The organism is Streptomyces milbemycinicus (assembly GCF_002154605.1).
GTDB lineage: Bacteria > Actinomycetota > Actinomycetes > Streptomycetales > Streptomycetaceae > Streptomyces > Streptomyces milbemycinicus.
The window spans coordinates 1-13891 of the sequence record NZ_MUNE01000796.1; the positions used below are offsets into that span (position 1 = coordinate 1).

Annotated in this window: 7 protein-coding genes; 5 read left to right on the forward strand and 2 right to left on the reverse strand. The window is 71.3% G+C overall.

From position 1 onward, the window contains the following. The 4 genes from CCN51_RS46475 to CCN51_RS46490 form a co-directional block, all read left to right on the forward strand. On the forward strand, positions 1-2074 hold a 2074-nt coding region (locus CCN51_RS46475), incomplete at its 5' end, for an alpha-mannosidase (RefSeq protein WP_107426258.1). Next, positions 2071-4053 carry a DUF2264 domain-containing protein gene (locus CCN51_RS46480; protein ID WP_014181952.1) on the forward strand — a complete coding sequence of 661 codons (1983 nt, stop codon included), beginning with the start codon at positions 2071-2073 and terminating at the stop codon, positions 4051-4053. The genes CCN51_RS46475 and CCN51_RS46480, both read left to right, overlap by 4 nt. Then, entirely contained in the window at positions 4046-7147 is a 3102-nt protein-coding gene (locus tag CCN51_RS46485) for an alpha-mannosidase (protein ID WP_014181951.1), read from the forward strand. The genes CCN51_RS46480 and CCN51_RS46485 overlap by 8 nt, the downstream gene beginning before the upstream one ends. A gap of 25 nt (positions 7148-7172) precedes the next feature. Beyond that, a complete protein-coding gene (locus tag CCN51_RS46490) occupies positions 7173-8384 on the forward strand; it encodes an ROK family transcriptional regulator (RefSeq protein ID WP_014181950.1) in 1212 nt (403 codons plus the stop codon). Between the two features lie 25 nt (positions 8385-8409). Here CCN51_RS46490 and CCN51_RS60380 read toward each other — a convergent pair whose 3' ends face one another. Beyond that, positions 8410-11133, reverse strand: coding sequence for a hypothetical protein (locus tag CCN51_RS60380; RefSeq protein WP_425444798.1), 2724 nt, complete (start codon positions 11131-11133; stop codon positions 8410-8412). A gap of 319 nt (positions 11134-11452) precedes the next feature. Between CCN51_RS60380 and CCN51_RS46500 the strand changes: the two genes are divergently transcribed. Next, positions 11453-12976, forward strand: a complete 1524-nt coding sequence (locus tag CCN51_RS46500) for a PP2C family protein-serine/threonine phosphatase (protein WP_014173674.1) — start codon at positions 11453-11455, stop codon at positions 12974-12976. A 51-nt stretch (positions 12977-13027) separates the two neighbouring features. Here CCN51_RS46500 and CCN51_RS46505 read toward each other — a convergent pair. Next, the coding region (locus tag CCN51_RS46505; protein ID WP_483883470.1) for an NsdA family TPR-like regulatory protein at positions 13028-13891 on the reverse strand (864 nt) is incomplete at its 5' end.

Genomic DNA, 13891 nt, shown 5'->3' on the forward strand with positions numbered 1-13891 from the left:
CGACCCACATCCCGCCGACGGACGGTTCGTACCCGTCGGCGGGATGTGGGTCGAATCCGACACCAACATGCCCGGGTCGGAGGCGATGGCCCGCCAGTTCGTCCACGGCAAGCGCTTCTTCCTCGAAGAGTTCGGCATCGAGAGCGACGAGGCGTGGCTGCCCGACACGTTCGGCTTCGCGGCCGGACTGCCGCAGATCATCAAAGCCGCGGGCTCGACACGCCTGCTCACCCAGAAGATCTCGTGGAGCCGCACCAACACGTTCCCGCACCACACGTTCTTCTGGGAAGGCATCGACGGCACCCGCATCTTCACGCACTTCCCGCCCGTCGACTCGTACAACTGCGAAATGACGGGCCGCCAACTGGCCCATGCCGCACGGAACTTCAAGGAGAAGGGCGTCGCCACGCGCTCCCTCGCGCCGACCGGCTATGGCGACGGCGGAGGCGGCACCACGCGTGAGATGGTCGCCAAGGCGGCCCGGATGCGAAGCCTGGAGGGCGCCGCGGCCGTCGAGTGGGAGACCCCCGCCGCCTTCTTCACCAAGGCCGAGGCCGAATACCCGAACCCGCCCGTCTGGGTCGGCGAGCTCTACCTCGAGCTGCACCGCGCCACCCTCACCAGCCAGGCGCAGACCAAGCGCGGCAACCGGCGCAGCGAGTCCCTCCTGTACGAGGCGGAGCTGTGGGCCGCGACGGCGACCGTGCGCGTCGGATTCCGGTACCCGTACGAAGAGCTGGACGGGCTCTGGAAGACGGTGCTGCTGCACCAGTTCCACGACATCCTGCCGGGTTCGTCCATCGCATGGGTGCACCGAGAGGCACGCGAGACCTATGCGCGCCTCGCCGCGGAACTCGAGGGCATCATCGCGGATGCGCAGCGCGCGCTGGCCGGTGATCCATCGGGAGGCACCGAGCTCGTCTTCAACTCGGCCCCCCACACCCGCCGTTCGGTACCTGCCCGGGGAGCCACCTCACAGGCCACGGACGGGGACGGCGTCACTCCTGTCCTGCGCGACGGGGGCGGCTACGTTCTGGACAACGGCCTGCTCCGGGTCGAGATCGACGGGCGGGGCCTGGTGGTCTCCGCCTACGACCGGGTCGGCGACCGGGAGGCGATTGCTCCGGGACAGGCGGCCAACCTGCTGCAGCTGCACCCCGACTTTCCCAACCAGTGGGACGCCTGGGACGTGGACGCCTTCTACCGCAACGTCGGAAGCGACCTCACCGAAGCGGCCGACGTACGTGTCGACGGCGCCGCGGTGCGGGTTGAGCGGGTCTTCGGGCGCTCCAAGACGGTTCAGCTGCTGTCCGTTCCGGCCGCCGCCAAGCGGCTCGACATCGACACTGAGGTCGACTGGCACGAGACGGAGAAGTTCCTGAAGCTGGCGTTCCCTCTGGACGCGAAGGCCGACCGGTACGCCTCCGAGACACAGTTCGGCCATGTGTACCGTCCCACCCACCAGAACACGAGCTGGGAGTGGGCCAAATTCGAGGCCTGCAACCACCGCTTCGTCCATATCGAGGAGCCGGGCTGGGGCGTCGCGCTCGTCAACGACGCGACGTACGGCCACGACGTGACCCGCGCCGTCCGTACGGGTGCCGACGCGGGTACGACGACTACGGTGCGGGCCTCGCTGCTGCGCGCGCCTCGCTACCCGGACCCGGAGACCGATCAGGGTGTGCACCGATTCCATCACGCGCTCGCGCCGGGTGCGACGATCGGTGACGCCGTCCGCGAGGGCCACCGGGCCAACCTGCCCGAGCGCAGGATCACCGGAACCGCCAAAGCGGTCGCGCCTCTGGTCGCCGTGGACAACGATGCCGTGGTGGTCAGCGCGGTGAAGCTGGCCGACGACCGCAGCGGCGACCTCGTTGTCCGCCTCTACGAGGCGCACGGCGGCCGCGCGCGTGCCATCGTCCGCATCGACGGCTTCGCCATCGAACGGGCTGCTCCGACGGATCTGCTGGAGCGGCCGCTCCCGGACGCGGAGCCGCAGACACACGCCGACGGCGGCCTCGTGCTCGTACTGCGACCGTTCCAGATGGTGACCCTGCGCCTGCCGCGGTCATGAATCGCACCCCAGCCGAGGACCGTGCCCACTGGGAGCGGACCGCAGACCAGCTGCTGCTCGCCGTCCGGCCCTACGCCACCGGCGAGCACGCCCTGATCGACCTGCCCGGTGTGCCGAGCGCAAACGGTGCGCACAGCGACGGACTCGAAGGCTTCGCCCGCACCTTCCTGCTGGCCGGCTTCCGGCTCGCGGGAGCGGGCGGGAACGATCCGCACGACATCGCCGGGTGGTACGCGCAGGGCCTGGCCGCCGGCACCGACCCGAAGAACCCGGAGCGCTGGCCCACGTTCGCCGAGTGCAACCAGGCCAAGGTCGAGGCCGCGTCCATCGCGCTCGCGCTGCACGAGACGAGGCCGTTGATCTGGGACCGGCTCGACGACCAGGCGCGGCAGCGGGTCCTCGACTGGTTCGCCCCGATGGTCGGCGACCCGATGCCCGGCAACAACTGGATCTGGTTCCAGGGCATCACCGAGGCATTCGCCCGTACGGTCGGCGGTCAGTGGCGGCAACAGGACCTCGACCGGATCATCGCCCTGACCGACGGCTGGTACGCGGGCGACGGCTGGTACTCCGACGGCCTCACCGGCGGCGCCCACCGCAACTTCGACCACTACAACGGCTGGGCCATGCACCTGTACCCGTTGTGGTTCTGCCGCATCCTCGACCATGCGGCACCCGGCGGACTCCTCGACCGCTACCGGGCCCGGCTGCACCGTTTCCTGGAGGACCAGCGCCTCTTGATCGGCGCCAACGGCTCACCGCTCATCCAGGGCCGCTCCCTTACGTACCGCCACGCCGCGCTCGCCTCGCTGTGGACCGGAGCCCTGTTCGACGCGACGCCACTGGCACCGGGGGAGACCCGCGCACTCGCGAACCGTATGCTCCACCACTTCACCGACCACGGCGCCATGGACGAGCAGGGACTGCTCACGCTCGGCTGGCACCGGCCCTACCGCGGCATCCTCCAGGTGTACTCGGGACCCGCGTCCCCGTACTGGGCGAGCAAGGGCTTCATCGGTCTCGCCTTGCCGCCGGACCACCCGGTGTGGACCGAGGGCGAGGCACAACTCGCCGTAGAACAGGGCGACTTCACACGTGCCTTGCCCGCGCCCGGCTGGCTCGTCTCCGGTACGGCCGCCGACGGTGTCGTACGAGTCGTCAACCACGGCGGCGACCACGCCGACCCGGCTCGGCTCCACGCCGACGACCCCTGCTACGCCCGGTTCGCCTACTCGACACACACGGCGCCCGAGACCCCCGGCGACCCTACGGCCGGTCCGAGCGCCGGTGCGGACGCCGGCCCGCTCGACAACGCGGTCGTGCTCCTCGACGCGGCGGGCCGTGCCTCGCACCGCCGCCCGGCGACCAGGATCTCCATGGCCGGTGCCACAGCCGTCTCGCGCTCGCGCGCGCACTGGCCACAGGACGCGACGTGGGACCCGTTCGGTGGGCCCGATACCCCTTACATGCTCGGTCCTTGGGTCACCGTCGGTTCCGCGTTGCGTGGGGCGATCGAGGTACGGGCCGTGCGCGTCGACCCCGCCGCCGGTGATGAGCCGACCGGTCATGTGCTGCGGATCGGTGGATGGTCCCTTGCTGTCGATTCGCAGGGCGCGCCGTGCGCCGCGCAGGGCGCCACCGCCCGCGTAGCAGGTGTCGACGGGCTGATCTCCTCTCTCGTCGGCGCACACGGGTTGCCCGCCGCGTCCGTGGTGTCGGGAGCCGACAGCAATGCGCTGGGCGACGCATCCGCCACCCCCGTCGTGCGGACCGACGGCCCGGTCGCCTACGGCACCCTCCACATCGCCCTCGTTCACCTCGGCGGTTCGGACCCCGCCTCCCTGCCGCGGGTCACCCCCCGTGCCGAGGGGACCACCCTGGTCGCGGACGTGACCTGGGCCGACGGCGCCCGGGACGTCATTCGACTGCCCGCTGCTGAAAAAGAGTTCGACCCCTGGAAGGACCAGCACCGTGCATGACGACCGCCGGATCATCGAGACACGGATCCGCAAACTGCTGGACCATGTGATCCGCCCCGCTCTCTACAGCTCCGTATGCCCGCTCACGCTGAGCGCCTGGCTCGTCGAAGGCGAACCGGTCCCCGTGGCCGACGCCCTGCGCGCCGACTACGAGCCCTTCACGCTCGGCTCCACGTGGGGCGGCGCGTGGGCGACAACGTGGATGCGGGCGAGTGCGGAGATCCCCGAGCAGTGGACGGGGCGTCGCGTCGAGGCCGTCTTCGACCTCGACTTCGACCTCACCAAGGGGCCCGGCGGTCAGGCCGAGGGCCTGGTGCACGACGCCCACGGTGCACCGATCCAAGGCCTGCACCCTTACAACCGAAGCGTGCTGCTCACCGACTCCGCCACCGGTGGCGCCCGCGTGGACCTGCTGATCGAGCTCGCCGCCAACCCGCCCATCGTGGCCAGCGCGGGTCTGCACATCCACCACGGTTCGCGCGAGACCGCCGGCGGCGAGCACATCTACCGTCTCAAGCAGGCCGAGATCGCAGTGCGCGAGGACGACGTATGGCACCTTATCCACGACATCGAGGTGCTCGACGAGCTGATGCATGAGCTGCCGCTCGGCTCATCGCGGCGTCACGAGATCCGCTACGCGCTGCGCCGCGCCGCCGACGCCGTCGACCCGAGCGACGTGGCGGGCACGGCGGCGCGGGCCCGCGGCCGGCTGGCCGATGTGCTGGCCCGGCCCGCACACGCCTCCGCGCACACCATCGCCGCCGTCGGCCACGCCCATATCGACTCGGCCTGGCTGTGGCCGGTCCGGGAGACCGTGCGCAAATGCGCGCGCACCTTCACCAACATGACGACCCTCGCCCAGGAGTACCCGGAGCTGATCTTCGCCTGCTCCTCGGCACAGCAGTACGCGTGGATGAAGGAACAGCACCTGGATATCTTCGCCCGGATGAAGCGAGCGGCCGCGGAAGGCAATTGGGTGCCCGTGGGCGGCATGTGGGTCGAGGCCGACGGCAACCTCCCCGGCGGCGAAGCGCTCGCACGCCAACTCGTATACGGGCGGCGTTTCTTCGCGGAGGAGTTCGGCGTCGAGCAGAAGGGCGTATGGCTGCCCGATTCGTTCGGGTACACCGCCGCCTACCCGCAGCTCGCGAAGCTCGCGGGAGCCGAGTGGTTCCTCACCCAGAAGCTGTCCTGGAACGAGACCAACAAGCTGCCGCACCACACCTTCGCGTGGGAGGGCATCGACGGCTCGCGTATCTTCACCCACTTCCCGCCCGTCGACAGCTACGTCGCTTCCCTCGCCGCGGCCGAACTCGCACACGCCGAGCGCAACTTCGCGGACAAGGGCGTGGCCACGCGCTCGCTCGTCCCGTTCGGTTACGGCGACGGAGGCGGTGGCCCCAGCCGCTCGATGCTGGAGAAGGCCCGCCGCCTGCGCGACCTCGAAGGCTCGCCCAAGGTCGTCATCGAGGCGCCGGACGACTTCTTCGCGGCGGCACGCTCCGAGCGCGACCAACTCCCCGTATGGCGTGGCGAGTTGTACCTGGAGAACCATCGCGGCACCTACACCAGCCAGGCGCGCACCAAGCGCGGCAACCGGCGCAGCGAGGCCCTGCTGCGCGAGGCCGAACTCTGGGCCGCGACCGCCGCTGTCCGGGCCGGGGCACCGTATCCGTACGAGCGCCTGGAATCGCTGTGGCGGCGGGTCCTGCTCAACCAGTTCCACGACATCCTGCCGGGCTCGTCCATCGCCTGGGTGCACCAGCAGGCCGAGCGTGAGTACGCCGAGACCCACGCCGAGCTCGAGATGCTGATCGCCGACGCGGTCGGTCACCTGCCCGGCGCGCCCGCGCTGCTCAACGCCGGTCCCTACGCCCGTCGCGAGGTCGCCATCGTCACCGGTGGGGAGTTCGCGGGAGCGCAGCGTCTCTCGGACGGCCGCAGCGCCGTCCTCGCCGACGTCCCGCCGCTCGCCACCGGCGGCACGGTGGACACGCACCGGGGCTCCGTCACCGCCACGGCACAGGACGCGGGCTTCCTCCTCGACAACGGGGCGCTGACGGTCGTCGTGGACCGCCGCGGCCTGATCACGTCGGTGTACGACCACACGGCACAGCGCGAGGCCATCGCCCCCGGCACCGCAGGCAACCTCCTCCAGCTCCACCCCGACGACCCCAACCTGTGGTCGGCGTGGAACATCGACCCGTACTACCGCGACACCGTGCGCGACCTGGACGAGGCCGAGTCGGTGACCCTCGTGGACGAGGGACCGCTGCTCGCGTCGGTCCGGGTCGAACGCGCCTACGGAGCCTCCCGGTTCGTCCAGCACATCGAGGTCGCCGCCGAGTCCCGCCAGGTGATCGTCCGCAACGACATCGACTGGCAGGAGCGGGACACCGTCCTCAAGGCGGCCTGGCCGCTGGATGTGCACGCGGACCGGGAGAGCGCCGAGATCCAGTTCGGCCATGTGCAGCGCCCCACACATGAGAACACCAGCTGGGACGCGGCCCGCTTCGAACTGTGGGCGCACCGTTGGGTGCACATCGGCGAACGGCACTGGGGTGCGGCCCTGCTGAGCGACTCGACATACGGCCACGACGTGGGCCGCGACACCCGCGAAGACGGCGGAACCACCACCACGATCCGGCTCTCGCTGCTGCGTTCCCCGCACAGCCCCGACCCGCAGGCCGATCGCGGGCGGCACAGCTTCAGCTACGCCCTCCTCGCGGGCACCGGGATCGAGGGGGCGATCGCCGGGGGTTACGCGCTGAACCTGCCTCTGCGTCCGGCCCCGGCCTCGGCCCGCTCCGTGGTCGAACTCGACACCACGGACGTCGTGGTGGAGTCGGTGAAGCTCGCGGACGACCGCAGTGGGGACGTCGTGGTCCGCCTGTACGAGGCGTGCGGTGGAGCGGTCGCCGCGCGCCTGCGCGTGGGCTTCCCGCTCGCCGCGGCATTCGACTGCGACCTGCTGGAAGTGCCGACTCAGCAGCTCACGGCCCGCCCCGACGACGAGCGGGCCGTCGATCTCCGGCTCCGGCCCTTCCAGATCCGTACCCTGCGCCTGCGCCCTGACGTGGACCAGGCGCATTGACCCGATTCCAGGCCGGGGAGGCACATTGACGACCAAGACGGCGAGAACCGAGAAGGCCACCATTCGGCGCGGCACCAACCTGCCGCGCATGGGCGACTTCAACGAATCCGTGATTCTCGACGCCATCCGCCGCCACCCCACCGGCCTGAGCCGCGTGGAACTCGCGCAGGCCACCGGCCTGTCCGCGCAGACCGTCTCGAACATCACACGGCGGCTGCTCGACCAAGGTGTGGCCCGCGAATCGGGCAAGCACAACACAGGCAGCGGAAAGCCTCGCACGCTGCTCGAAATCGTCCCCACGTCCCGCTATGCCGCGGGAGTCCACCTCGACCCGGCCGTCATCAGCTGCGTCCTGGTGGACCTGCTCGGCACGGTCGTGGCCCAGCGCAGCCAGCGGACCCCGAGCGGCGGCGACACCGACGGGATCGTGGCCGACATGGCTGCCTCGGTAGGCGCGCTCGTGGCGGAAGCGGGAGTGGACACGGCAGCGGTCCTGGGCCTGGGCATCGCAGCGCCGGGGCCGATCGACGCGGCCGCCGGATGGGTCGTCGATCCGCCGGAACTGCGCGGCTGGGGCCGCTATCCGCTGCGCGACCGGCTCAGTGAGGCAACCGGATTCCCGGCCCTGCTCGACAAGGACGTCACGGCCGCCGTCGTCGCGGAGCGTTGGGCCGGGGCGGCCACCGACAGCCGCAACCTGCTCTTCTTCTACCTCGGCACCGGTTCCGGAATGGGGCTCGTGGTGGAGGACACCGTGCTGCGCGGCGTGTCAGGGAACGCCGGCGAGGTCGGCGGGCTCGGCGCGGGCTTTTCGACCCGGACGCTCGTCGACGAGGCCATCGCCCTGGGCGCGCTCGGAGCCGAGTTCACGGTCCTCGACCCGGCCGACGCCCAGCGCGGCCTGAAGCGGCTCGCGGAGCTCGCCGGCGAAGGGGAGGCGCAGGCGGACGGCATCGTCGAGCGCCTGGGCATCCGCATCGGCCGAGGCGTGTGTGCGGCGGCGACGCTCCTTGACGTCGGCACCATCGTCTTCGGCGGACCCACCTGGCAGGTGCTCGCGGACCGTCTGCTCATGACCATCGAACCGATGGTCGCTCAGTCCCCGTTCGTCAGGGCGACCCACCCGACCACGGTCCTTTCCACCACCCTGGGTGAGAACGTGGCCGCGGTGGGGGCGGCATCCCTCGTCCTCGACCGGGCGCTGTCCGCCCAGCCGAGGTCCCTGCTGCTGGGCTGAGCGCCGGCTCGCGAGGAATCGCAGATCAGGGATATGACACCACGGTGGAGGGCACGGTGGAGGTGCCCGAGGTGGGGGAACCGGTGTCATTGATGACGCGTTCGTACTGGCCGTTGCCCCCGAGCGAGACGACCAGCAGATTGTGGAACTTCACCCCCGGCGCGTTCGGGGCGGCGAATCCGTGGTGCTGCACAATGCTCGGGTCGACGTTGTAGTAGCAGTAGCTGCCGAGCCCCCATCCTTCGTGCGTGGTCACCGAGTCGGCCACCTTGTAGGCCGCGTAGCCCTTGATGGAGCCGTTCTGGATGGCCGCCTGGTTCGGGGCGTCGTATGCCTTCTCGTTCTGGAAGAAGATGGTGCGGCCCCGCTGACCGAACCACTGCACGTCGTACTTGTTGAAGTGCTCCACGAACAGACCCGTGGCGAGGACGTCGTCACCGTTGACCCGGACGCCGTAGTCGGCGCGGTTGGTCTCCCAGCCGACGCCGTCACCGTGGTCGGCGCGCCAGACCCAGGTGTGGTCGACGATGGTGTGACGGCTGTTGATCACGATGCTGGTGGTGGCCTTGCCGGGGCCCGCGCCGCCGATGCGTATGAACACGTCCTGCACGGTGGTGGGGTTGGCCGAGTGGTCGGCCGAGGCTCCTTGCGGGCCGACTTCCAGCAGGGTGGCCGAGTTGACCGGTCCGGCGTCGATGAGGAAACCGGCCAGCCGGACCCCGTCGACGTCGGCGACCTTCAGTGCGGTGACGCCGTTGTCGGGGATGAGGGTGGCGTAGCCGAGCCCGAGGACGACAGTGTTCGCCCGGTTCACCTGGATCGGCTGGTCGAGGTGGTAGATCCCCGGGGTGAGCAGCAGCTGGAGCCCCTGGGTGAGTGCTTCGTTGAGGGTGGCCGCGGTGACGCCGGGCTTGGCCACATAGAACTGTGACAGGGGCAGCGAGGTGCCTCTGGGGGTGCCGTTGCCCCAGGTGACCCCGCGGGAGTTGGTCCGCTTCTCGGGCAGGAAGACCCGGTATTCGCTGCCGTTGAGGTACAGGAAGGGCTTCTCCCGGGAGATGGGAGTGGTGTCGATCGTGGTGTACGGCGGGTTCGGGAAGCTCTGCGCGGGCGCGCCCTCCACACCGGAGAACACCATGTTCCACACGGCGTTGAGCCAGCCGCCGACGGCGCTGTCGCGGGTGTACCACTGCTGCTGGGAGTACGGTCCCACCTGGCCGTCGATGCGGCTGTCCGCGATGTAACCGCCGCTCGCCCAGCCGTAGCCGTCGGGGGAGAGGTTGAGGCCGCCGCGGACATGCATACGCCGGAAGGGTGCGGCCTGCGCCACGGCCCAGCGGTTGGTGCCGTTGACCGGTACGAGCGCAAGGTTCTCCGCGGAACGCCAGAAGTTCTGCGTGGCGTTGCCGTTGAACCACCCGGCGTCGACCGTGACATCGCCGTTGATGGTCGTGTCGTCGGGAGACAGCCCCAGCCCGGCGATCGAGGTGTAGAAGCCGAGCTGGGCGTTGAGCCCGTGGTAGGTGCCGGGTTTGAACAGCAGGGCGTAGCGCCCGGTGCCGAACTGTGCCGACTCCTGCTTCTTGAACACCTCGTCCAGTTTGGCCTGGATGCCGGGCGTGGACGGGTCAAAGACGATGACGTTGGGACCGAGGTCGCCGCCGCCCGGCAGGGCGCGCGGGCTCCTGTTCCGGCCTGCGGGAGCGGCGGAGGCGGGAGCGGACAGGCCGACGAGGGCGGGGGCCGCTGCGGCGGCGGCCGCGGCGCCGAGGGCGTCGGGGCGCTGGCCCCACATCCGGGCCCGGTCGAGGGCGACGACGCTGCGCATCCGCTCGAAGGCGGCGAGGGCTCCCTGGGAGACCAGCTCGGAGGTGGAGGGGTCGGTGACGGCGGCTTCGATCAGGTCCAGCACCTCGGGGTCGCCGGTCTCGGCGAGGTGCCGCAGTGCCGCGGCGCGGGCCGCGGCGGGCGCGGCCGCGGCGGCAGCGAGGAGTTCGGGCCGGTCCTCGGGGCCGGCGACGGCGGCCAGGCAGCGGGCCGCGGCTTCGGGGCGGCGGGCGCCGGGCCGCAGGTCGTCCTCCTGCCCAGCCCACAGGAGGACGTCATGGACGCTCCAGCCGGGGCGCGGGCCCATGGGGCGCAGCTGGCGCTGCCAGCGGTCGAAGGAGCCCTGTTCCTGGGCGGCGCGCACCCGGGTCCCGTGCCGGGGGTCGTCGGCCCACAGTCGCCAGGGCCGGGGTTCATAGGCGCCGCGCACGGCGGCGGCGAGTTCGGCGTCGCCTTCGGGGGTCTCGGGGTATCGGGCGAGGACGGCGGGGGCAAGGGCGCGCAGCTCGGTGTCCTCGTCGCGCAGGGCCAGCTCGTCCAGCGCCCACTGCCAGTTGCCGCCGGTCGCGGCGTAACGGCGGAGCAGGCGGAGGGCGTCCTCGCGGCCGTACGAGGCGAGGTGGCCGAGGACGGCGAGGGCGAGGCCGGTGCGCTCCTCGGCGGTGTCGATGAGGTCGTCGGGGTCGAAGAGGTGCTGTTCGATCTCGTCGAGTCCGGCGCCGAGGTCGAGGCAGAGTCTGGCGTAGTACAAGGAGCGGTTCTCGACCTGCCAGTCACGCCGGGGGTCGTACAGCACACAGTGGTGCAGTGCCGCGAGCGACTCGGCCCGCGGCGCCGCGAGGGCGTGCAGGGTCCCGTCGCCGCGGCCTCGCTGGAGGAGGCCGAGCAGGGTGCCGCTGGGCGCTATGTCTGGATCGAACATGAGGTCAGCATCCGGTGCGGGGGGTTCGCTGGCAACGGGATTTCCGTCGTCCGGCATTCTTGCCGGTGTCCGGGCGTGATATGCGCGATGAACGTGGATCAACGCCTTGGACCTTGAGATCCCGAGCGCCGCAGCCTACCTGGAACAGATCGTTCCGCCGAACCGCGCCGACTTGCCCAGGACGGCCACCGGCATATGCCAAAAGCACCACCGGATCGGGTATTGCCAAACCGCTTACGCGACGTCGCAGCCTGTGCAAGAGTCGTTACCGGTCCTTCCCTCACGACCCGGCCACGCCGTGCCCGTATCGGAGAACGTCATGCCGTCCCCCCACTCCGCGGACCATTCCGCAGCCCAGCCCCCCCAGCCGCCCAGGGACACGGTCGACGCGCTCATCTCACAGACCCGGCGGCTGCGCGGCGACATGGACGCCGTCCGCCGGGACACCACGGCGGACCTCGACCGGGCGGACGACCCCCAGCTGCGCTGGCAGCGCGCGCTGTGCGATCTCGCGGTCCACCATCTGGACGACCTGGGCCGGAATCTGGACCAGCTGCGCGAGGGGGTGCCCACCGACCCGGCCGAGGCCGAAGCGCCCTCGGAGGCGGAGGCAGGGACAGGGGGCCGGCCCGCCGCCGAGCCGCCCCCGCCGCCGGGCTCCGCGTACGCCACATCCGCGCGGGACGCCGGGCCCGAGGGGCAGGGCTCGCTGCTGAGCCGCGTCGGCAGCGCCGAGTGGAACCTCCTCACCGACGCCGTGACCTGGTCCGACGAGCTGTGCCAGATCTTCGGCCGGGCCCCCGAGGAGGGCGGGCTGCCCCTGGACGAGCTGCCCTCCTGGGTGTTCTCCGAGGACCAGCCGACCCTGACCGCGCTGGTCACCGACTGTCTGGTCGACGGCAAGCCGATCGACGGGGAGTTCCGCATCGTGCGCGCCGACGGCGTGGTGCGCACCGTCCATATGTCGGGCGAGCCCGTGCTCGACGACGACGGCAGCACCGCGTCCATGTGGGCCGTGCTGCGGGACGTCAGCGAGCTGCGGCGCAGCGAGCGCGCGGTGCGCGAGACCCGTGACTCACTGCGGCGGCAGCGGCATATCGCGCAGACCGAGCACCGGGTCGCGGTCGAGCTCCAGCAGGCCGTGCTGCCCGTGTGGCGCGGCTCCCCGCGGCCCTCCCCGGCGGGCCCGGCCGCCCTGGACCTCGCCGCCCACTACTTCCCCGCCTCGACCAGCACGCTGATCGGCGGCGACTGGTACGACGCGCTGGAGCTGCCCGACGGCGGGACCCTGCTCAGCGTCGGCGACCTCACCGGCCATGGCGTGGCCGCCACCTCCGGCGTGGCGATGCTGCTCGGCGCGGTGCGCGGGATGGCGGTGACCGGGGTGGCGCCGGGCGCCTTGATGAGCTGGCTCAACCAACTGCTCGACGCCTCCGAGCAGCCCGCCCTGGGCAGCGCCGTATGCGGCCGGTACGACCCCGCCACCCGCACCCTGGTGTGGGCCCAGGCCGCACACCCCGCCCCGCTGCTCTTCCGCGACGGGACGGGGCGCGCCCTGCGGCCCCCGGAGGGCGTCCTGCTCGGCGCCACGCCTGGTGCGACATACACCCAGTACGGCGAGCGGCTGGAGCCCGGCGATCTGCTGGTGCTGCACACCGGAGGACTCTGGCCGTACGGCGCGGACGCCGAGGGTGACGCGGGGGCCGAGCGGCTGCTCGGGCTGGCGCCGCGGTTCGCCACCGCGCACAGCGCACAGGAGTGCGTACGGGCCGTGGTGGAGGCGTTCGACGACGAGCGGCGCGAGGACGACGCCTGCGTGCTGATCGCGCGGGTCGGCTCATAGCGCGTCAGCTCATCACGCGTCAGCCGAGCGCGCGGGCCGGCTCGTAGCGCATCACACGACGGCCGTCCTCCCGTCGCCGCCCGGCGCTCCGCCGCCCGGCGCTCCGCCCTCCGGTGTCTTCGGCCCGGACCCCTGGGGCCCCAGCCCTTTCGGCGCCCGCTGCTCGATCTCCTCGCGCAGTCTCTGGATATCGGGGCGCGTGGAGTACCGGCCGGTGAGCCGGTACATCTCGCGCAGCCGGTCCCAGGTGCGGTGTGAGGAGTTGTGCTCGATGGTCAGCAGGGCCAGCCGCGCGTACTTGTCCGCCTGCTCCGGGTCGTCGCCGATGAAGCACGCCGAGGCGATGGAGATGTGGTCGAAGATCTGCGACCGGTCGCGGCCGTCCTCCCGCATCCGCAGCCCCTCCCTGGCATGCTGCTGGGCGATCGCCGCGGCACCGGGCTCATGCTCCGCGAGCGTGCGGTAGACCAGCCCCTCCATGCCGTGCAGATCCGCCTCGTTGAACAGCTGCATCCAACTCGGCGGCGGCACATCCCCCTTGTCCGAGACGAACAGCTCCTCCGCCTGGCCCAGAGTGCGGCGCACCGCCTGACTGTGGCCCATCGACGCCTGCGCCCATGCCTCGATGGTGCAGAACATCGCGCGGGTACGGGGCAGCGTCTCCTCGCCCGCGCCGGACTTGGCGAGCTTCATCAGATCGAGTGCATCGTCCGGCCGGCCCAGATGGACCATCTGCCGGGCGGCACGGGAGAGCGCTTCGCTCGCCCGGGGGCGGTCGCCGCCCTCGCGGGCCGCGTGCGCGGCGATCACGAAGTACTTCTGGGCGGTGGGCTCCAGGCCCACGTCGTGGGACATCCAGCCCGCGAGCACGGCCAGGTCGGCCGCGACGCCCCACAACCGGCGCTGCAGCGCCGG